This window comes from Glaciecola sp. KUL10 (genome assembly GCF_003203515.1).
Lineage (GTDB): Bacteria > Pseudomonadota > Gammaproteobacteria > Enterobacterales > Alteromonadaceae > Glaciecola.
In genome coordinates, this window is sequence record NZ_BGNG01000001.1 from 712,371 (window position 1) to 734,033 (window position 21,663).

16 protein-coding genes, 5 tRNA genes and 1 pseudogene are annotated in these 21,663 nt (G+C 41.2%); 16 read left to right on the top strand and 6 right to left on the bottom strand.

Features of this window, described 5'->3' with window-relative positions:
* Positions 1–50 precede the first annotated feature (50 nt).
* On the bottom strand, positions 51–428 hold the full coding sequence (locus KUL10_RS03200; protein WP_110427433.1) for a SirB2 family protein: 378 nt from the start codon (positions 426–428) through the stop codon (positions 51–53).
* A gap of 456 nt (positions 429–884) precedes the next feature.
* Between KUL10_RS03200 and KUL10_RS03205 the strand changes: the two genes are divergently transcribed.
* A complete protein-coding gene (locus KUL10_RS03205; protein ID WP_199509176.1) occupies positions 885–1,280 on the top strand; it encodes a type II toxin-antitoxin system HicB family antitoxin in 396 nt (131 codons plus the stop codon).
* Here KUL10_RS03205 and prmC read toward each other — a convergent pair.
* The 3 genes from prmC to hemA form a co-directional block, all read right to left on the bottom strand.
* Positions 1,249–2,112, bottom strand: coding sequence for a peptide chain release factor N(5)-glutamine methyltransferase (prmC, locus tag KUL10_RS03210; RefSeq protein WP_158525301.1), 864 nt, complete (start codon positions 2,110–2,112; stop codon positions 1,249–1,251). The genes KUL10_RS03205 and prmC overlap by 32 nt on opposite strands.
* On the bottom strand, positions 2,113–3,207 hold the full coding sequence (gene prfA / locus KUL10_RS03215; RefSeq protein ID WP_110427434.1) for a peptide chain release factor 1: 1,095 nt from the start codon (positions 3,205–3,207) through the stop codon (positions 2,113–2,115).
* A gap of 89 nt (positions 3,208–3,296) precedes the next feature.
* Positions 3,297–4,610, bottom strand: a complete 1,314-nt coding sequence (gene hemA / locus KUL10_RS03220) for a glutamyl-tRNA reductase (protein ID WP_110427435.1) — start codon at positions 4,608–4,610, stop codon at positions 3,297–3,299.
* Between the two features lie 171 nt (positions 4,611–4,781).
* Here hemA and lolB point away from each other — a divergent pair, with 171 nt between their 5' ends.
* The 4 genes and pseudogenes from lolB to KUL10_RS03240 all read left to right on the top strand — a co-directional run bounded on the left by lolB (position 4,782) and on the right by KUL10_RS03240 (position 7,420).
* Positions 4,782–5,459 (top strand): lipoprotein insertase outer membrane protein LolB, encoded by a 678-nt coding sequence (gene lolB, locus KUL10_RS03225; protein ID WP_110427436.1) that lies wholly within the window; start codon positions 4,782–4,784, stop codon positions 5,457–5,459.
* Positions 5,460–5,465: 6 nt separating this feature from the next.
* Positions 5,466–6,343: pseudogene (gene ispE / locus KUL10_RS03230) on the top strand (4-(cytidine 5'-diphospho)-2-C-methyl-D-erythritol kinase).
* Positions 6,344–6,366: 23 nt separating this feature from the next.
* A tRNA-Gln gene (locus KUL10_RS03235) sits at positions 6,367–6,442 on the top strand.
* Positions 6,443–6,472: 30 nt separating this feature from the next.
* A complete protein-coding gene (locus tag KUL10_RS03240) occupies positions 6,473–7,420 on the top strand; it encodes a ribose-phosphate pyrophosphokinase (protein ID WP_110427437.1) in 948 nt (315 codons plus the stop codon).
* 77 nt (positions 7,421–7,497) lie between these two features.
* Here KUL10_RS03240 and KUL10_RS03245 read toward each other — a convergent pair whose 3' ends face one another.
* Together KUL10_RS03245 and KUL10_RS03250 are read right to left on the bottom strand one after the other, a co-directional pair.
* Positions 7,498–10,353: an ATP-binding protein gene (locus KUL10_RS03245; RefSeq protein WP_158525302.1), complete on the bottom strand. Its 2,856-nt coding sequence runs from the start codon at positions 10,351–10,353 to the stop codon at positions 7,498–7,500.
* Positions 10,346–11,518: an ABC transporter substrate-binding protein gene (locus KUL10_RS03250; protein ID WP_110427439.1), complete on the bottom strand. Its 1,173-nt coding sequence runs from the start codon at positions 11,516–11,518 to the stop codon at positions 10,346–10,348. Before KUL10_RS03250 ends, KUL10_RS03245 begins: the two co-directional genes overlap by 8 nt.
* A 126-nt stretch (positions 11,519–11,644) precedes the next feature.
* Here KUL10_RS03250 and KUL10_RS03255 point away from each other — a divergent pair, with 126 nt between their 5' ends.
* From KUL10_RS03255 to KUL10_RS03305, 11 genes are all read left to right on the top strand, one after another.
* Positions 11,645–12,046, top strand: a complete 402-nt coding sequence (locus KUL10_RS03255; RefSeq protein WP_146216748.1) for a hypothetical protein — start codon at positions 11,645–11,647, stop codon at positions 12,044–12,046.
* A gap of 204 nt (positions 12,047–12,250) precedes the next feature.
* Positions 12,251–12,883 carry a 50S ribosomal protein L25/general stress protein Ctc gene (locus KUL10_RS03260; protein ID WP_110427609.1) on the top strand — a complete coding sequence of 211 codons (633 nt, stop codon included), beginning with the start codon at positions 12,251–12,253 and terminating at the stop codon, positions 12,881–12,883.
* Between the two features lie 6 nt (positions 12,884–12,889).
* A complete protein-coding gene (pth, locus tag KUL10_RS03265) occupies positions 12,890–13,471 on the top strand; it encodes an aminoacyl-tRNA hydrolase (RefSeq protein ID WP_110427441.1) in 582 nt (193 codons plus the stop codon).
* A 52-nt stretch (positions 13,472–13,523) separates the two neighbouring features.
* On the top strand, positions 13,524–14,615 hold the full coding sequence (gene ychF, locus KUL10_RS03270; protein ID WP_110427442.1) for a redox-regulated ATPase YchF: 1,092 nt from the start codon (positions 13,524–13,526) through the stop codon (positions 14,613–14,615).
* A gap of 456 nt (positions 14,616–15,071) precedes the next feature.
* Positions 15,072–16,073 carry a hypothetical protein gene (locus tag KUL10_RS03275; RefSeq protein ID WP_110427443.1) on the top strand — a complete coding sequence of 334 codons (1,002 nt, stop codon included), beginning with the start codon at positions 15,072–15,074 and terminating at the stop codon, positions 16,071–16,073.
* 171 nt (positions 16,074–16,244) lie between these two features.
* Positions 16,245–16,321 (top strand) — tRNA-Met (locus KUL10_RS03280).
* Between the two features lie 35 nt (positions 16,322–16,356).
* Positions 16,357–16,441: transfer RNA gene (locus KUL10_RS03285), tRNA-Leu, on the top strand.
* 4 nt (positions 16,442–16,445) lie between these two features.
* Positions 16,446–16,521, top strand: a tRNA-Gln gene (locus KUL10_RS03290).
* 23 nt (positions 16,522–16,544) lie between these two features.
* Positions 16,545–16,620: transfer RNA gene (locus tag KUL10_RS03295), tRNA-Gln, on the top strand.
* 217 nt (positions 16,621–16,837) lie between these two features.
* Positions 16,838–18,292: a sodium:alanine symporter family protein gene (locus tag KUL10_RS03300; RefSeq protein WP_110427444.1), complete on the top strand. Its 1,455-nt coding sequence runs from the start codon at positions 16,838–16,840 to the stop codon at positions 18,290–18,292.
* A 32-nt stretch (positions 18,293–18,324) separates the two neighbouring features.
* Positions 18,325–21,570 carry a S41 family peptidase gene (locus KUL10_RS03305; RefSeq protein WP_110427445.1) on the top strand — a complete coding sequence of 1,082 codons (3,246 nt, stop codon included), beginning with the start codon at positions 18,325–18,327 and terminating at the stop codon, positions 21,568–21,570.
* Positions 21,571–21,663 lie beyond the last annotated feature (93 nt).

Genomic DNA, 21,663 nt, shown 5'->3' on the forward strand with positions numbered 1-21,663 from the left:
TAATTATCCTTATTCTTCTATGATTAATGACTTGGGTTTACTCACTAAACTCAAGCCAAGAACGAAAGTGGTTGTTTCGAAACAGCAACACCAAAAGTGACGGAAAGCCAAATCATGGCACTAAAAAAGCCTAAGAGACGCATCCTGTTATTTTTCGCCCACTTAAAAGCAAATAACCCTGACACAATATACAGAACCAGCCCCACAATTTTACTTGCTAGCCATCCGTCCACATTGACCATTGGCGACATGGTGACTAGCCAAATAGCTGAAATTAACAAAAAAGTATCTACAACATGAGGCACGACTTTTAGTGCCTTTTTTTTCATAAGCTCACTGCCTTTCATCAAGAAGATAAATCTAACAATAAACAAAGCGACACTTACCACAACAACACTTAAATGAATATGCTTGGCCATTTCGTACATATATTTTCCTTTTTTCGCCGTTCTTTTGACGGTTTATTAACACAATAATATACCGCGATACCACAGTGCTTTGCATCATACTTTTTTATTTAATGATATGAGGTATGCTTTGATCCGCTAGGGAAAGACATGAAATAGTGCCTATTCTCATACTTTACAGAAATGTCCTTTCGGATGGCACATTAGCACCTATTTAAATGTAAAAATGCCACTTTTCAATCAAGTAAATAGCGGAAGAACCTAATTGCAGTTCCGCAACTATAAAAAGTTGCAAACTAGCTTTCATACTTCGCGAGCCCTGCTTTTCAGACTTAATTTGTGCGACTAAAAATAGTACAACCCAACATACTGCTTATTTTTTAATCTAGGCATGTGTTTTGCTTAATATTAAATTGTTAAAATCATCGTAAATTTATGAATCTATCCTAAGGGAAGATATTGACTGGAAAAGTATGAATGAAGATATCTCAACTTGAATATAAAGGCTATGTAGGCACAATTGAGGCTGACGAACAAAATGATACTTTATTTGGAAAGCTTGCCTATATGCGTGACGTTGTCACATATGAGGGAACAACAGTCAAAAAACTGGCAAGTGCGTTTGAAATAGCGGTCGATGAATACTTGGCTAAATGTGCAATCTCATCTAGAAAGCCGGACAAACCTTTTAAAGGTAGTTTCAATATCCGTACAGGCCCAGATTTACATCGAAGAGCCGCAATTGCATCTCAAGAAACAAGCCTTAATGCGTTTGTTTGTGAAGCGATCAAAGAGAAACTCGAGCGAGAGAGCCTAAAGAAAAAGAGTTTGCAAAACAGTTTTACAAAGGTTTATCAAAAACAGCGAGCGTGACGCGATCAAGCCCATTAATGTCAGCTATGGTGCTAATCTGCGAATAACCTTGTTCAAGAAAGATTTTGGTAATGGGCATAGCTTGTGTTGCGCCATGCTCTAGCACCATATATGCCCCCTTCTTCAAGTGCATTTTACCTTGCGTGATGATTGTTTTGATATCAGCTAACCCATGGTCACCTGATGTTAAGGCTGAACGCGGTTCAAACCTCAAATCACCTTGATTTAGATACGGGCTATCGGATTCTACATATGGTGGGTTAGAAACAATAAGGTCAAATCGCAGTCCGTTCAATGCATGATACCAGTCGCTTTGTAAGAACGTTGTCTTTAAACCATTTTTCAAAGCATTTCTTCGCGCCAATTCAATAATTTCTTGCTTGAAATCGATACCGAGTACTTGCCAATTCGGCTTTTCACTCGAAAGCGACAAAGCGATTGCACCTGTACCTGTCCCTAAATCAACGACTGATGCATCATCAGCAATGGGCAAATTCATCACAGTTTCAATGAGCGTTTCTGTGTCTGAACGGGGGATCAGTGTGTGTTCAGAAACATCAAGGTCAAGTGTCCAAAACGGCTGATGTCCGATAATATATGCGATTGGCTCACCAGCTAATCGACGCTCTATGCACCTTTTGATATTGAGTTGTATATCAGCGTGTATGTATTCGTTTGCGTCTACAATCAATTGAGAAAATGTTTTCTTGACGCAGTGCCCCACTAAGATTTTAGCTTCGAGTGACGGCTCATTAAACGTTAATGAGCCGTCGTGATTGTCAAGAACCGAAGCACAAGCTTTAATGGTTTGGGCAATAGTTTGACTAGTCACTTATATAGAGTTTTCTTCAGATAATGAAGCAAGTAGGTCAGCCTGATGCTCTTGACGAATAGGCTCCATTATTGCACCCAAATCACCACCGATCACATCATCTAATTTATAAAGTGTCAGATTAATTCGATGATCAGTTACCCGCCCTTGAGGAAAGTTATAAGTCCTTATGCGCTCAGAACGATCTCCGCTTCCAACAAGCGATTTTCTAGTACTTGCTTCTTCCGCTGCTCGTTTATCCTCTTCGATTTGATTTAATCGAGCCTGAAGCACTGACATCGCTTTAGCTCGGTTTTTATGTTGCGAGCGCTCATCTTGACATTCAACAACAACACCGGTGGGAATATGCGTTAAACGAATTGCAGAGTCTGTTTTGTTGACGTGTTGACCACCCGCGCCAGAAGCCCTAAAAGTGTCAACACGTAAGTCCGCAGCATTTATTTCGATAGCTTCAGATTCTGGAATTTCAGGCAGTACTGCAACCGTGCAAGCAGATGTGTGAATACGACCTTGAGACTCAGTTTCAGGCACGCGTTGAACACGATGCCCGCCAGATTCAAACTTCATTACACCATATGCGCCATCACCACTAATATTCACAACAATTTCTTTGTAGCCGCCATGTTCTCCTTCGTTAGAATTCATCAGTTCAACACGCCAACCTTGAGTTTCAGCATATCGAGAGTACATTCTAAAGAGGTCACCAGCAAAGATTGCTGCTTCATCGCCACCCGCACCGGCTCTAATTTCAAGGAAACAACTATTGTCGTCATTGGGGTCCTTGGGCAGCAGCAAAATTTGTAAACTAATTTCTAATTCTGCCACCCTCGCTTTGGCTTCTTTTAACTCCTCTTGGGCCATTTCACGCATTTCTGGGTCATCTTCTTTCGCCATTTCTAAGGCAGACTCGATATCTTCCTGGGCTTGTTGGAAAGCATTGAATTGTTTAACGACTTCTTCTAATTGTGCGTATTCTTTAGACAGGCTTCTAAAACGCTCTTGATTACCAATGACCTCTGGATCACCCAACAATGCCTGAACCTCTTCAAAGCGTTCAACCAGGGTTTCTAACTTTTGTACTACTGACTGTTTCATGATTATCCTGTGTAATCGGTGTTCTATTTTAGCAATGACAGCAATCAATTTACGTAGACTGCTTACCTAAATCACCCGAATGTCGTGTTTTACGTTTGGTCTTTATGCTTGGTCGAAATTGACGCTGATAAACCAAATGCTTGATTCAATAATGCTAATGACGATTCATCGTCTTTTTTCAATGCAAGTTGTAATGACTTCGTTGGTCCGTGCATCAGTGCATTTGACAACTTGAATGCAAAAGATTCGAGTGTTTTATTTGCGTCCTCACCATCGGCTATTTGCTTTAATGCCTTATTTAACAGCTCTTGTTTCAACTGCTCAGCATTTTCGCGATATAGTCTTATTAAGTCTTTATGTTGATGAGTTCGTTCCCATTCAACGAACGACGTAATTTGTTGAGAAATCATCTGTTGGGCCTGTGCAGCCGCAACCTCGCGATTAGCAACATTTTGTTCAACGATATTTTGTAAATCGTCCACGGTATACAAAAATACATCGTCGAGTAAGTCGACTTCAGCTTCTATATCTCTGGGAACCGCTAAGTCTATCATTAAAATGGGTTTATGTTTTCTTGATTTCACGGCTCGCTCGACCATCCCCTGTCCAATAAGTGGAAGAGAACTAGCGGTCGAACTGATAACAATATCTGCGTTTGGTAAGTGTTCAGGAATTTGGCTGATGGTTATCGCCTCTCCTTTTAAACCAATCGCAAGCGCCTCAGCCCTTGCGAGGGTTCTATTGGCGACGGTGATATGTTTTGCGTCCGCTTCTTTTAAATGTTTAGCGACCAACTCAATGGTCTCACCAGCACCAATCAATAACACGTTTGCATGAGAGAGTTTCGCAAATATTTGTTTACTCAACTGCACGGCGGCAAATGCTACAGAAACTGCATTTTCACCAATTTCAGTTTCGGTTCTAACGCGCTTTGCAACATTAAACGTGGCATCGAAAAGCCGTTCCATCGTTGTTTTTATTTGGCCGGCATTTTTCGCTTCACTGTATGCTTGCTTCACCTGTCCTAAAATTTGAGGCTCTCCCACTATTAAAGAGTCCAAGCCACAGGCTACTGACATCAGGTGCGCCATCGCGTCTTGATCTTCTTGCACATATGCATGTTGCGCGACCATTTCTTCTGAAATTTGATGAAAATCAGCTAACCAACGAATAAGCGATTTAACCTCAACGCGTTCAGATAAATTTAAGTCATTAGCGGTGTGTGAAAAGTTTACGTACAACTCAGTTCGATTGCACGTTGACAAAATCACGAGTTCTTCTGCATTCGTTGTAGCTGGGCAACTTTTCAATGCATGCACTAGGCTATCAGGAGAAAACGCTACTTTTTCGCGTAATTCTACTGGCGCTGATTTATGATTAATACCTAGTGCTATAAAGGGCATGAAGAAAAAACGGAATCATCCTTAGAGTTATCGCGGCATTGTAGTAAAAAGCGATGTCGATTGAAAGAGTTAGCGATGATAGACTACGGATCGCAAGCTTGTGAATGCTATCTTGCCAAGATTTGGAAACATCACACACACAATTTGTAAAGCCGGAGCAATACATACTACATGCCTCTTCATTCATCAAAATACACTGTGCCACCTTTAAATTTGCTTTTGGTTGGGCGAGTTGCGCGTAGATTTTTAAGTCTGTCTGTGTTTGCTCTTCTGCTTAGCGCCTGTCAAAGTGTCTCTCAAAGACAGACCGAAGAACTTTCTGACAAAACACTCATTAATCAGGATCTACATTTTGAATCATTGAAAGCAATCGAGTCATGGAAGATTGCTGGTAAATTAGGCGTTATTACACCCGAAAAAAGAACAAGTGTTTATCTCAATTGGGCGCAAAACAAAGACGAATCTGATATTAAAATGACTAACATTTTAGGCGTCCAGTTAGCCCGTGTAAGAGACAATAAAAATGGTGCAGAACTTGAAAGTGACGGAAAGGTAATTTCAGACAGCTCCGCTGAAGGCTTAATTTATCAAATAACGGGATGGTTTTTACCAGTTAGCCAACTAAAATATTGGATTAAAGCATTACCCACCCAAAATGATCAATTTGATTCATTTGAGTCAGGATTAGTGAGTTCAATCAATGCAGATTGTATAAATTGCGATGTTTGGGAAATCTCTTACGATAACTACAAGCAAATTAATGGCCAATGGCTTCCACACAAGGTGCGTTTATCAAATGATACCCTGGAAACTAGGCTTAACTTCACAATTTCTAAATGGATGTTCTAATCAGCTATGCAAATTGCCAGTTTACCTGACAATGATATTGTCTGGGTCGATAGCCCTGCAAAAATAAACTTATTTCTGCATATAAACAGTCGCTACCCTAACGGATACCATCACTTACAAAGCCTTTTTCAATTGCTTGATCAAGGAGATAAAATTGGTGTAAAAATTAACAATACGGGAAAAATAAGTATTAAAACACCAATAGCTGGGGTGCCTGAATCAGACAACTTAATGTTTAAAGCCGCTAGACTACTTCAACAGCATACTGAATGTGATTTGGGGGCTGATTTGTATGTAAAAAAAGACTCCCCATGGGGGGCGGAATCGGCGGAGGCTCCTCAAATGCCGCGTCGGTTCTATTGGTTTTAAATCACTTGTGGAAATGCTCAATGTCGCAAGATGAACTCGCCGACCTTGGGCTTTCATTAGGCGCAGATGTACCAGTATTTGTTCATGGCAAAACTGCTTTTGCTGAAGGTGTTGGCGAAAAGCTTGTGCCTTACCCGCAGGTCGAAAAATACTTTTTAGTCGCCACACCAGATGTTCATGTGTCAACCGCAGATGTTTTTACGCACCCTGACTTAAATCGCGACACAAAAAAAATCGATATAAATCAATATGATTTCAAAAACACAAAAAATGATTGCGAAACTTTAGTCTCGAAAATGCATCCGCAGGTTGCAAATTTATTACAGTGGTTGATAAACTACGCCCCGTCGAGAATGACCGGCACTGGTGCTAGTGTGTTCAGCGTCTTTGAAACGATGCAAGAAGCACAAGAAACTTTGCAAAAACTGCCCGAGCAATACACAGGTTTTGTGGCTCGTGGTGTTAACGAATCCCCTTTGCATCAGCAATTAAGAGCGCTTGATGTGGAATGTTAGCAGTCATATTCGAAAGTAATTATTGGGGTATAGCCAAGTTGGTAAGGCAGCGGGTTTTGATCCCGCCATTCGTAGGTTCAAGTCCTGCTACCCCAGCCACCACCACCATAAGCACTGAGGAATAATCTTGTGCCTGATATGAAGCTTTTTGCAGGAAATGCTGTTCCTGAGCTCGCCCAGAAAGTAGCCGAACGTCTTTACACTAAAATTGGTAATGCAACCGTTGGACGATTCAGCGACGGTGAAATTTCAGTTGAAATCCACGAGAACGTTCGTGGTTCAGATGTTTTTATCATTCAATCAACATGCGCACCAACAAATGATAATTTGATGGAACTAATCGTCATGATTGATGCGTTTAGACGCGCATCGGCAGGTCGCATTACCGCCGTCATCCCATATTTTGGCTACGCTCGTCAAGACAGGCGTGTTAGGTCGGCTCGTGTGCCGATTACCGCTAAAGTGGTTGCTGATTTTCTGTCAAACGTTGGCGTTGACAGGGTCCTCACTATTGACCTTCATGCAGAGCAGATCCAAGGCTTCTTTGATGTACCGGTAGATAACGCATTTGGCACACCTATTCTGCTTGACGATATGTTCCAAAGAGATTTTGTTCGTCCAGTTGTTGTATCACCTGATATTGGTGGTGTAGTGAGAGCCAGGGCGACTGCTAAATTATTGAACGATACTGATCTTGCCATTATCGATAAACGACGACCTAAAGCAAACGTTGCACAAGTTATGAATATCATTGGTGATGTCAAGGATCGCGACTGTATTATCGTAGATGACATGATTGATACTGGCGGAACTCTCGCAAAAGCAGCTGAAGCACTCAAGCAACACGGTGCAGCAAAAGTATACGCTTACGCCACCCACGCGGTATTTTCAGGTAATGCAGTTGAAAATCTTCGCGACTCTGTCATTGATGAGCTGATTATTACAGACAGTATTCCGTTAAGTCCGGAAATGGCTAAATTACCAAAAGTTAAGCAATTAACACTATCTGAGATGCTAGCAGAAACTATTCGTCGCATAAGCAACGAAGAATCAATTTCTGCTATGTTTGAATATTAGTCAATTAAATTAGCCAATATTTTATTAGAGGCTCATTAACTTGAGCCTTTTTTGTTTCTAGACATGTGTAAAACTATTTATGAAATAGATTTTTCATACCACGTTTTGACTGCAAAAATTAATGACTCAGCTTTAAAGGGTTTACTAAGATAGTCATTCATGCCAGCTTCTAAGCATTTTTCGCGGTCCCCTTTCATGGCATTTGCTGTCAATGCAATAATAGGTATGTCACGATAACGCTCCCCTGCCTTACCAGTCCTGATCGCTTGAGTTGCATCGTAACCATCCATAACAGGCATTTGACAATCCATCAAAATAACGTCGATGTTACTATTTTTATTGTTTAAGAGCTGAATAGCCTGTTTTCCGTTTTCTGCGTTGAATAACTTGAACTGATTGAGTTGCTCAGATGCGATGATACGGTTTAGTTCGTTGTCTTCAACAATCAATACAGTGCAGTCTTTGTAAGCAGATTCATCAACAAAGGCTTGCGTTTCAATATGACTTGAAACCACTCTCTTTTGCACGATAGTAGTAGGTATCGTTACCCTGAAGGTGGTTCCTTGGCCTTTTTCGCTTTCAACAGAAATTTCACCATTCATCAGTTCACACAATTGTTTACATATGGCAAGGCCTAAACCCGATCCGCCAAATTTACGAGTTGTCGAGGCATCCTCCTGCACGAAATGCTCAAAAACCCTATTCAACTGTTCCTTAGCAATACCCACACCTGAATCAGAAACACTGAAGCAAATCGCATATTTACCGTTATAGTTTGGCTGCCAGCCAAGCGTGATAAAAATATCACCTTTGTTCGTAAACTTAATTGCATTACTGATGAGGTTATCAAGTATCTGTCTTAAGCGAACCCCATCACCGAGAATATAAACCTCATCATTTAAATCCACATGTACATTTAAATTTAAGTTTTTCTCAGCGGCTAAAGCATAAAATCCGTCGGAACTTGTGCGTACTAATTCTTCAATATTTAGTTCGTATTTTTCAATTGATAATTTACCAGCTTCAATTTTAGAAAAATCTAAAATGTCGTTAATGATGGTGAGTAAATTGTCTGTGCTGCGAATTGCTAAACTAACAAACTTTGATTGGCGTTGATCTAACTGTGTCTTGTCTAAAAGCTGAAGTGTCCCAGAGATTCCATTAATTGGTGTTCTTATTTCGTGGCTCATACTTGCTAAGAAATCTGATTTTAATTTATTAGATTCTTCTGCTTTTTGTTTAGCATCTTCAAGTAACGTTTGAGCCGCTACCTGTTTGCTGACGTCCTGTTGAATACCCACATAATAACGAACATCACCATTTGGCTGCTTGACTGGTGAAAGCATCAAGCGGTTTGAGAATGGTTTGCCATTAGCTTTGTAATTAATCAACGTTAACGTCAGCGGCTTGCGAAGTGCAATTGCCTTTCTTATCCTTTCGACTTTTTCAGGTTCAGTTTTTATTCCCTGTAATAAATTACAGTTTTTACCCAAAACATCGCTTTTCTCGTAACCGGTAAGGTCACTGTAAGCTTGATTGGCATAGATTATTGGTTGATCTTTGTGTGAAACATCTGAAATAATGATCGAGGTATTAGCTTTATCAACAGCTGAGCTTTTAATTAACAATTCTTCTTCGGCTCTTCGCTTTTCAGAAATATTTTGTCCTACTAAAATATGCACAAAACCGCCATCGTCAGTTTTTATTTTGGACGAGTACCACAAAATCACTTCGTGAGCTTGAGTATCGGCGATGACATATTGGTGTTCCACTGTCGACTGAATTTGAATGCTCAATTCAGAATCAGTTATAACCAGTGATTCGATTATCTCTGTGATTGTTTGCTCATCAAAATCTGTCTGTTCTAATAATGAATCGACAGTCGAATTTGTCATGACAATGTCGTTATTAGCATCTAATAATATTAGACACTCTTTTACTCCATTAAAAATAAGGTTGAGTTGACTGGTAGCTTTTGAAACTTCGGTAAGTCTATCTAGTGTATGTTCAAATGTAGAGTAAATTGCTGCAATTTCGTTACTTTCAACGATGTTTTCGGAATCAGGAATTTCGGTTCTGGTCGCTAATGCCCTCAGCTGTAAAGAAAAACGGCGCAGAATAATTTGACTCTCATTCGCGGCTAATCGACTCGCGATATAGCAACCAAAGATCGACAACATCACCGCACAAAACATAAATATAGCACCTGCGGCCAATTGCTTGTATGCCGAAAAATAGCTTTGTGTTGATTCAATCTGCCAATCTTTATATAAAAAAGCCCTTTCAAATTGTTTTGACTCTTCATGCACAATGTCACCAGAGTATGAAGTTAACAGCACCTCACCTGCTGAAACTGCTTGCATGCTAATCCCCGAATCGAAGTTGGGGATAACTTTCTCAAGCGTTTTGGTATGAAAGACAATTGCCCCTTCAGCGTAGTCATTTAAAAGAACCGGCACAGAAATGAAAACACCTCGTTTGTCGATTATTTTATAATGTGCTTTGGCCTCGATCGTAATAGAGACTAATTCATCTAAATACAGTTGCTTGAGTTGAGAGGAGTAATTTCGTTCTGTAATTACCTCCCCCGTGAAATCGACAAACGCAATGCTAAAGTCTTTGGTGTTGTTAATTCTCAAAGACTGAAACAGCAAAGGTAAATATGTGTTTCGCTGGTCATAATCAATAATTGAATTCACCACCAAATCATTACTTGCAATATTATCTAACTGCTGTTTAACAAGTATCAGGTTTTGCTCTATATGTTGGTTAAATGCCAAGCTTTGAGATTTATGTAGTTCATTGATCTGACGGTAACTATAAAAAACCAATGCAATGAAAAACACCAAAAACAAACCAAGCTGCAAACCAACCTGTTTCGGTAATGTTTTCTTAATTAAGACTTGAGACAAAGAAGGAAGCGATTTATTCATTTGATACAGGTACCAAGTGACCATCTTCGTTAAAACGTGTCATTAAGTAATCATCAGCAAGTAATGCATCATGCTTGCCCGCCGAAAATGGGCGTTGGTAATGTTTAACCACGCCTTGGTAGCTCTCTAGGTTTTCTAAACCGTCGAGGATCAGTGGGGCCATGTAGCTTTTTGTGTTACGAATTGACTCGGCTAACAACTGAACGATATCGTAGCCCTGTGCAACGCCCACTGCAGCTGTAATATTGGATTCGTTCGCTTGCGTATCATACTTTGCTCGATATTTTGAAAGTAATGTTTGTGCATTATCTTGCATGTCAGTTTTTGCGAAATGAAAAGATTGCAAAATTGACAACTGCATCTGTCCTAGTTTCTCCAGCCCCACCAAAGAAACAAAATCACCGGCAGTAATCCCCCAGTGAGAAAGTACCGGCATTACTCTCTTTTCATTGTTATTAAGCAGGGACAATAGAAATTCTGCACCTTCCGGCGCATTTGCAACAAGTATTAATGCTTTTTGTGGTTTCATTTCAATTTGTTCGATCAGTGATTCATATGTGCTTTGTCGCCAATTAAACCATAGTACTTCATCAACTGAGATACCCAAACTGCTGGCATAGCGCTTCATCGATACCTCATTTGAGCGTCCCCACCCCGTGCGTTCCAAAATAAGTGATACATTCTTGTACCCTTGGTTTTTTGCATGATTTAACATGGTGATTGCCGCGTCAGAATCTCTTAGTGAAACTCTGAACACGTTATTATTTTCAAAGCCGTTTTCTACTATGGTTGTGCCTGCAGCCCATGGAATTAGAAATGGCAACCCCGTTTGCTTTACTAATGGCAGTTGCGCTAATACGACAGGAGTATGAACACCTCCAATTACTGCAATTACTGATTCATCTTTTAATTGCTTTTTTAAATTTGCCACCCCTCTAGCCGGGTTTCCGCGATGATCAGTTACCACTAATTGAAGTTGCTTTCCAAGTAGCCCCCCATTTTCATTAATATCAACAACCGCCAGCTCAACACCGCGCTTGATAGCGATCCCCCCATTTTTAGCACCTCCTGAGAAATCCGCATCTAACACAATAGTGAGCTGTGACGCGTGAACTGAAATGACTGAGCAGAAAAGAAAGAGTAAGGCTAAAATTTTAGCGTTCATAAAATCACTATCTTTGAAATAAACCGGTATTTTAGTTTATCGACATGACTGATATAGTCTTGAATCAGTGAAACCGCTTTACCAACCAGATAAAAAAGTGAGCAAAATGTGAAAAATGCTAATTATATGAAGAGTTTTTACTTTCTATCGGCGATAACGATAATGGGTTGTAGTGCAGAGCAAGAAACTCCCCCACCACAAGAAGAAACTCAATCAGTAGAAAAGCAAATTAAACCAGCTCAAAACTTGATAGCCACTTCGCCAGAGCCAATTGCTATTGGCAAGGAGTCAGTCGAAATGAATGAACATACATTGCAAAAAGTGGGAAAAATCGTATTTCAGGATCTCGAAGGCGGGTTTTACAGTTTTATAGCAAACGATGGTAGTAGATATACGCTGATGAACCTGAACGATGAACATAAAATAGATGGCTTAGCGGTTAAAGTTGAGGGGGTTATTGTCACGGGTATGATGACGACGACTCAGTTTGGTCAACTATTAAAGATAAAAAATATCCACGTTGAATAATAAAACTACTCAGTAATATATAATTAATCGTAAATTACCCTTCCATTTACTTGTGTATTCGCGCATTGAAATGCTAAACTTCGCCGCCCGTTTTTAATGGGTGTGTGGACTTAGCTTATATTAATTTTGAGTTCCACATAAAAATTCGAGCTTAGTTTGGTCGCAAAACTAAGCACCTTAAACTTTTTATTTGGAGACATTTCAATGTCTGACGCAATTTTTAATTTGGATGCAAGCATCCGTACTGACCTAGGGAAAGGTGCGAGCCGCCGCCTACGTCATCAGGATAAAGTACCTGCAATCCTTTACGGTGGTAACGAAGACCCTGTATCTCTTACACTAGATCACAACAAAGTGATTCAAGCTCAAGAATTTGAAGCGTTTTACTCTCACGTTTTAACTATCAATATCGATGGTAAAAAAGTAGAAGCGCTTGTAAAAGATATGCAGCGTCACCCGTACAAGCCAAAAGTAACGCACATTGACTTCCAACGTGTTATCGCTGGCGAAAAAGTACATACAAACGTACCTTTACACTTCATCAACGAAGACAAAGCACCGTCTATCAAAGTTGAAGGCGGTCACGCTGAGCACCACATGGCTGACGTAGAAATCACATGTTTGCCTAAAGATCTTCCTGAGTTCATCGAAGTTGATTTGATGGAAGTAGCACTTGGTCAAACGCTTCACCTTTCAGACATCACGCTTCCTAAAGGTGTTGAGTCAGTTGAACTTGGTAAAGGTGAGTCTCATGACTTAGCTGTTGTGACTGTTAAAGCTGCTAAAGGCGCAGCTGCAGCAGACGCTGACGGTGAAGAAGAGGCTACAGAGGAATAATACAGCTTGGCTGATATTCGTCTAATCGTGGGTCTGGGTAATCCAGGCCCCGAATATAAAAACACACGGCACAATGCAGGTGCTATGTTTGTTGAAAGCTTAGCTTCAAGGTTTAATGTGACATTAAAACTTGAACCTAAGTTTTTTGGTTTTACTGGCCGCACCATGATCAACGGCCAAGATGTGCGATTACTCATCCCTACCACCTTTATGAATAGAAGCGGTCAAGCCGTTGCTGCAATGTGCAAATTTTATAAAATAGAACTTGCTCAAACACTTGTTGCATTTGACGAGCTAGACTTCGAGCCAGGCATAGCAAAATTTAAAGTCGGCGGAAGCTCTTCTCAAAATGGTATTAGGGATATTGTCGCTAAGATGAGTAACCAAAAAGAGTTTTTGCGCTTGCGCATCGGTATCGGTCACCCGGGGCATAAGTCAAGAGTCACTGGGCATGTGCTTGGCAAAGCCCCAAAAGACGAACAGTTACAGATAGATGCAGCGATTGATGAAGCGCTCAGATGCACCGAGCTATTAATCGAACAAGATTTAATTTCGGCTCAACAACGCTTGCATGCTTTCAAGGCATAATCCTTTTCGTTAACAGCGATAATTTTTAAAATACATTTCAAGGAACATCATCATGGGTTTTAAATGCGGCATAGTCGGTTTGCCAAACGTCGGTAAATCAACGCTTTTTAATGCACTTACAAAAGCGGGTATCGAAGCGGCTAACTTCCCTTTTTGCACAATAGAGCCAAATACGGGTGTGGTTCCTGTTCCTGATGAGCGCCTAGATGCGCTTGCCGCTATTGTGAGTCCAGAGCGAGTGATCCCAACAACCATGGAGTTTGTCGATATCGCAGGCTTGGTTGCTGGTGCATCAAAAGGTGAAGGGCTTGGAAATAAGTTTTTAGCGAATATCAGAGAAACTGATGCAATCGGTCACGTTGTGCGTTGTTTTGATGATGAAAACATTGTTCACGTAGCGGGAAAAGTCAATCCGCAAGAAGATATCGATGTCATCAACACCGAACTAGCATTGGCTGACTTAGAAACGACTGAAAAAGCCATACTACGTGTAGGTAAACGCGCGAAAGGCGGCGATGCAGACGCTAAATTCGAGTTAAAAGTACTAGAAAAGTTGCTTCCTCACCTAAACGAAGGTGAATTACTTCGCTCTGTTGACTTGAGCAAAGAAGAATACGCTGCTATCTCGTACATGAATTACCTAACGATAAAACCGACGATGTATATTGCAAACGTCAATGAAGACGGTTTTGAGAACAACCCTTACCTCGACCAAGTGCGCGCCATTGCTGAAAAAGAAGGCGCTGTGGTTGTTAGCGTTTGTGCGGCAATTGAATCAGACATTGCCGAACTTGAAGATGAAGAAAAGGACGAGTTTATGCAAGAGCTTGGTTTAACTGAACCTGGCTTGAATCGTGTGATTAGAGCAGGTTACAGCTTGTTGACGCTTGAGACTTACTTTACGGCAGGTGTTAAGGAAGTGCGAGCTTGGACCTATCCCATTGGCTCAACGGCACCTCAAGGCGCGGGTAAAATTCACACTGACTTTGAAAAAGGCTTTATACGTGCAGAAGTTATCGGCTATGACGATTATGTGACTTGTAAGGGTGAAGCAGGTGCAAAAGAAGCCGGCAAATGGCGTTTAGAAGGCAAAGACTACATATTAAAAGATGGTGATGTAATCCATTTTAGATTTAACGTCTAAGCACTATTAAAAGATTGTTTAGGCAGCAAAAACAGCTTGTTTTGCTGCCTTTTTTGTATTTGGTATCTGCTAGTTTAATCATTTTTACTTTCAAGTATTTCAACGTATCTTCTCCCTTTTCTGCTACGGCAATAAAAATTTAATATAAATATCTAATCAGCAATAAAACCAAATAAAAATCGCGACGTAAAAACAACACAATAAAGCACGTAATCATTGAAATTAATTACGATTTACCTTGGTCTGGTTGACGAGGGCCTGTTGACCTTTGCTGTATGAATTTTGTTCGCTCTATGTGTTCAGCGATCAAGGCACAGATTCGCAGATGCAGTGGGCTGTCTCAAGAGGATGTAACGAAGAACGGTGAACACATAGAGCGAACCCTTCGGGCAGCGCCAGTGCATAATCATACAGCAAAGGTCAACAGGCCCTAGTAAAGTAGTGAGAACATTATTAATGAAAGCAACACACACATTGCTACCCGGTGAAATACCGATGCCACAAGCGCCACAGATCAAATTAGACGATGGCACTAATTGTATTCCTCAACATTACTTGTCATATCATCACACCAAGTCGTCGGTGCAAGACTTAGTAGCAGATATTGATTATGACCCTCATTACCTTTTGTTTGCTGATGAAGACAAAGGCGGTATTTTTATTCAAGTGGGTATTGTCGGCTTGGATAACTATATTAGTAAGCACTTTCAAGCCCACCAAAAAATCGTGTATGGCAGACGCTGGCGTGTTGAACCAAATCTGCCTTCTTCAGAAATTATACAGACATGTTTCTTAGCGCTGATGAAAGCACGGGAACACGAAATACGTGAGTTAGTTAAGTTACATCAAAAAGGAAAAACAACGACGCCTTTTAGTTGTCACCACGATTTACCCTTAATGGCTATGTCCTCAAAAACGCAAGCCAATAATGATGACGCTTTGTTGAGCAAAGAAAAATTAAAAGGACTGATTGAACAACTCAGTTTCGATGATGGCTCGTTTCTTCTTTTAGACACAATCGAGTTGGCAAATCGCCAGTTTGTAATCAGCTTACAGTTTTTGCCTTCAGAAAAAACCAAGCAACCCGATTTATCTGAGTCTTTCACAATGAACTTGTTAGTCGATGAAATGAACCAAAACGCAGTGCTTTACGCTGTTATAGACGCGCTCTTGCATCGAAGCAACAGACATGTAGAAGAGAATTTCACATTTAAACGGTTCGCTAGGTTTTCTCGCTCAAACAGCGTGTTAAAAATTGCAGATTTATCGGCTCAAACTCGACATAAAGGCGTGACTGAGGGCAACGAACACTTTAGAGCAGCTTTCACGCAAAGCAATTACGAAACCGACGAGACAAGAGTCCCCAGTTTACCAAAAGAAAAACACGGAAAGCTTGGCGTTAAATTATCTGCGCAGTTGAATCGTTTTAAAATCGGCGGTGGTATTTTACCCAAATAAGTGAACAATTTATCAACACGAATTGATGAATGACGCAGATGTAAGCTGATGTTGGCGAATATATAGGCAAGCATTTAATTTTCATCAAAAAACGGTTGACGACCCATGCTCAACTGAGCATAATACGCGCCACTTCAGGACAGACCTTGTTTGTGCTGAGGCGATATAGATGGCTACGTAGCTCAGCTGGTTAGAGCACATCACTCATAATGATGGGGTCGCAGGTTCGAGTCCCGCCGTAGCCACCAATTCGCTTGAATTGTAAAAACAAGCACTGAGAAACGCGGGAGTGGTGGAATTGGTAGACACGCTGGATTTAGGTTCCAGTGCTTCACGGCGTGAGAGTTCAAGTCTCTCCTTCCGCACCATTGTTGGGGTATAGCCAAGTTGGTAAGGCAGCGGGTTTTGATCCCGCCATTCGTAGGTTCAAGTCCTGCTACCCCAGCCATCTCTCAGTTCAACAAATTCCCTTGGGGTATAGCCAAGTTGGTAAGGCAGCGGGTTTTGATCCCGCCATTCGTAGGTTCAAGTCCTGCTACCCCAGCCATATTAGATAAAACGCTGACTTAGGTCGGCGTTTTTTCGTTTTACACGCTTTGACCTTGCAAATAAATCTTTTCTTACTAAATAAGCCACATTCAGTTACATAAATTAAGATAGGAAAAATCTCACGCTTTGATATAGTTGAGACATAGCCAAAACAACATACGCTTCTAACAGCACCATTCGTTGTTCGTATTACAATAAAAAGACTATCGATCATCATGCTTTCTACTCTATTTAATACTGCCGGTGAAGCAGTGACAAGTACCGTTAATTTTATCAACATGATTTTGTGGGGCGACGGCCAAGTCCTCATCTATATGTTACTTATTGCCGGCATTTGGTTTAGTTTCAAACTTAAATTTATTCAAATACTCAACTTTCGCCATATGTTTTCGCTGCTTAAAGGCAGTAGTAAGAGTGATAGTTCGGGCATTAGCTCGTTTCAAGCATTGTGTACAAGTTTATCTGCGCGAGTAGGAACAGGAAACCTTGCCGGGGTGGCTGTCGCTATCTCTCTAGGCGGCGCAGGTGCAATCTTCTGGATGTGGGTGATCGCCCTTCTCGGTATGGCTACAGGTTATGCTGAAAGTGTACTAGGCCAAGTCTATAAAATAAAAGACGAAAAAGGTGAATACCGAGGTGGCCCAGCCTACTACATTAAACAAGGTCTCAAAAACTCTTGGTTCGCTATATTGTTTGCCTTGTGCTTGTTCTTTGGCTATGGATTTGTATTTTCTGCCGTCCAAGCCAACACCATTACTGATGCCCTGAATAATAGTTATGGTATCGATACATTTCACTCAGGATTGGTCATCATCTCACTTGCTGCCTTAATCGTGGTAGGCGGCTTACGTGCAATAGCTCGTTTTGCGGAATGGGTGGTGCCTTTTATGGGTATTGCCTATGTAATAGTTGCCCTAGTGATTACCGCCCTAAATATTCATTTACTGCCAGATGTATTGTTGAACATCGTTAAATCAGCATTTGGCCTTCAAGAAGCCGGTGCAGGCGCGTTTGCAGCAGCGGTTAAAAATGGTATTCAACGCGGACTTTACTCAAATGAAGCCGGTTCGGGAAGTGTTCCTCACGCTGCGGCTAGTGCAACGCCACATCCCAACCACCCTGTCTCTCAAGGTTATATACAGATGTTAGGTGTATTTATCGACACCATGATTTTATGTACCTGTACTGCATTTATCATTTTATTAGCAGGGAATGACGAAATTGGCCAAATGGCGGGCATTCGTCTCACTCAAACCGCTATGGAAAGCCATTTAGGTGTGATCGGCGGTGATTTTGTTGCTGCCGCAATCTGTTTATTTGCGTTCACCTCAGTGGTTGCAAACTATGCCTACGGCGAAAGCAATCTCCATATGTTCAAGTTAGATAACAAAATCGGGCGAACCTTTTATACCACCGGTTACCTCGCGATGATCCTGTGGGGTTCGATGGCCGCATTACCCAAAGTATGGGCGATGGCAGATATGGCGCTGGGTTTAATGACGGTGGTTAATATCATCGCTATCGTATTACTGACCCCCACCATAGTGGCCGTCACAAAAGACTATCACGACAAACGCAAAGCCCAATTAAATCAACCAGACTTAGAAATTGGTTTCAAAGAAAAAGAGTGCAAGATTCAAGGAAGCACCGAAGACAAAATTTGGCAGTAAAACCGCCAAGAATATCAGGAGCAATAACGACAATGATCAAACAATTAACTGGACTTGCGCTGACTGCGTTTTGTGCAAGCTCAATCGCGCAAATAACACCTGAGTGGGTGCGATACCCAGCTATCTCTCCAGACGCTAGTAAAATTGCTTTTACATACAAAGGCAATATCTATTCTGTTGATGTAAACGGCGGTCAAGCCACTCAACTAACTTTTCACAAAGCACACGACTTCAAACCTGTTTGGAGTAAAGATTCTCAACGTTTAGCATTTGCCTCAGACCGGCATGGTAATTTTGATGTTTTTGTAATGGATGCTGAAGGAGGTCAAGCCACACGCCTCACTTATCATTCTAGTAACGAAGAACCTTATACCTTTACTAACGATAACACTGAAGTCTATTTTAAAGGTTTGAGAATGGATGCTGCGAGCAACCGAGTTTTTCCAAGCGGTGGATTAGCTGAGCTTTATTCTGTTCCGGTTGACGGCGGTGCAATCAAGCAAATATTGACGACCCCAGCTGAAGAAGTTCAATTTAACGCAAGCGGTGATAAGTTTTTATATATCGATCATCAAGGCACTGAGAATCCGTGGCGGAAACATCATAGAAGTGCTGTCACTCGCGACATTTGGGAATACGATACGCAATCAGGTGATCATAAACAACTCACCAAATTTGAAGGTGAAGATCGCAATCCCGTCTATTCTGCTGACGGTAAAAGCTATTATTACCTGAGTGAAAGCAAAGGCAGTTTTAATATTCACAAATCATCATTAAAACGTCCTACATCGAGTAAAAAATTAACTGACTTTGAATTGCACCCTGTTAGATTTTTATCTGCTGCACAAGATAAACTTGCGTTTACGCATCACGGCACTTTGTACACAATGCAGGAGGGTGAAAACCCCTCGCCCGTTAATATATCAATTCGCACTCAAGACATCGTAAACAGTCATGAAATGGTGGGTGTCAACGGTGAAATAAGTGAGTTTTCTATTTCACCCGATGGCAAGGAAATCGCTTATATTTCTAGAGGCGATGTGTTTGTATCGTCGGTTGACGGCGCATTTACCAAACAAATTACATCGACACCTGCGAAAGAAGCTGACGTATCATTTTCGCCTGAAGGCGACTATTTAATTTACGCTTCGGAGCGCGGTGCAAAATGGAGTATTTACAAAGCGCAAAAGAAAAGAGAACAAGAGCCCTTCTTTTATGCTGCATCGTTGATAGATGAGAGCGTATTTTTATCAAACGAAAAAGACAACTATCAACCCAAACTATCCCCTGACGGTAAAAAACTAGCCTTTGTCGAAGACCGCCGTACCATTAGCGTGCTAGATCTCGACAGTCAAAAAACAGTTAATTTAGTGAAGCCTCAAGAAACTATTCACTTTAGAGATGGTGACCAAACTTTTTCTTGGAGCCCCGACAGTCAATGGATTATGTTTGAATACGGCAAATTGCTTAACAATACCGATATCGCGCTGATCAAAGCCGATGGTACGGAGCAGAAAAAAGTTATCGTACCCAGCGGTTACTATGACGCTTCCCCTAAATGGGTCAATGATGGTAAGCAAATCATTTGGTTTAGTAACGCCGAAGGCTTAAAGAGCTATGCGACCAGTGGGCGCGCACAATATGACGTTTATTCATTGTTTTTCACTCAAGAAGAGTGGGACAAATTTAATATGAGTGAGGATGACTTCAATTTAATGAAAGCAATTGAAGAAAAACTAGAAGCTCAACAAGAAGCGTCAGAAACAGCTGATGATAAAGCCGCAGATGAATCTGACCAAAATAAAGATGACAACGAAGAAGTTGAATTATTAACCTTTGATTGGGATGACCTAGATAGGCGCATCGCAAAATTAACCATTCATTCTTCTAGTTTATCAGATGCCGTTTTAAACAAAGAAGCTGACACACTCTACTATTTGTCCGAGTTTGAAGACGGTTATGATTTGTGGGAAACCAACCTACGCACCAAAGAAACCAAGAAACTTATTTCAATAAATGGTCGCAGTGGAAGCTTAGCCTGGGACCCAGAAATGGAGAATCTTTACTTTTTAAGCGGCGGTAGCTTATCAAAGTTAGATCTAGATAAAGGTTCAAAAAGCGGCATTAGAATCAATGCCGACATGCTTGTCGACTACGATGCAATTAGGCTTGAAGCATTTGAGCATGTTTGGTTGCGTACCTCGAAAGTATTTTACGAACCCACCTATCATGGTATTGATTGGCAACAAATGCGCAATGAATACTTGCCCAAAGTGAGCCATACCAGTAACCCACATGAATTCACTGAATTGCTGGCCGAAATGTTAGGCGAACTCAATGTGTCGCACTCAGGTGCTGGCTATAGAGGCACTGGCGAAGGAGACGCAACCGCATCATTGGGTATTTTTTACGATTATGATTACAGTGGTGACGGCATAAAAATCACTGAAATTATAAATGATGGTCCCCTCGACAAAGCTAAATTTGATATAGAGGCAGGTATGATCATCAAAGCAATCGATGGCACGCCTATCACTGACGCTATGGATTGGGCTTCGCTTCTTAATCGTAAAGCCAATAAGTTCGTGCTTCTGGATATCGCTAGCGCAAACAGTGAAGTCAAAAAACAAATTACCGTCAAACCTATTAGCCTAAGAGACGAAAGTCGCTTGTTATACGACCGTTTTGTAAAACGCAATGAAGCGCAAGTTTTGAAAGATAGTAAAGGCAAATTAGGCTATGTACACATCCCAAGTATGGGAGATGGCCCTTTCAGAAACATCTATGATGATATGATGGGACGTTTTTATGACAAAAAAGGTATGGTAGTAGATGCGAGAAATAACCGCGGCGGTGACCTTGTTGCTGATTTAGCGATGTTCTTTACCGGTGAAGCATTTTTAACCTACGCAACTGAAGATCGCGTTGTCGGGGGTGAACCCACGTCTCGATATACCAAACCAATCGTATCTTTGTTTAACGAAGCCATGTACAGCGACGGACATTGTTACGCCAGCGGCTACCAAGACTTAAAACTAGGTAAATCAGTTGGCATGCCTGTCCCAGGTACTTGTAGCTTTGCAGGATGGGAACGTCTTCCTAATGGCGGTTATTGGGGTGTTGTCCCCGTCAGTGCAAAAAACCAAGCAGGTGAATGGCTTGAAAACAACCAAACAGCGCCAGACATCATCATTAAAAACATGCCAAAAGAAACGGCAAATGGACGTGATGAGCAGCTTGAAAAAGCAATAAAAACCTTGTTAAAAGAAACGAGGTAATAGTAATAATAGCAGTGGTGATTGCCTGGACTTAAAAAGGCTGTCACCCTCATTAATTCAAATAGGAGAGCAGCTACGTGTCAGTGCTACTCT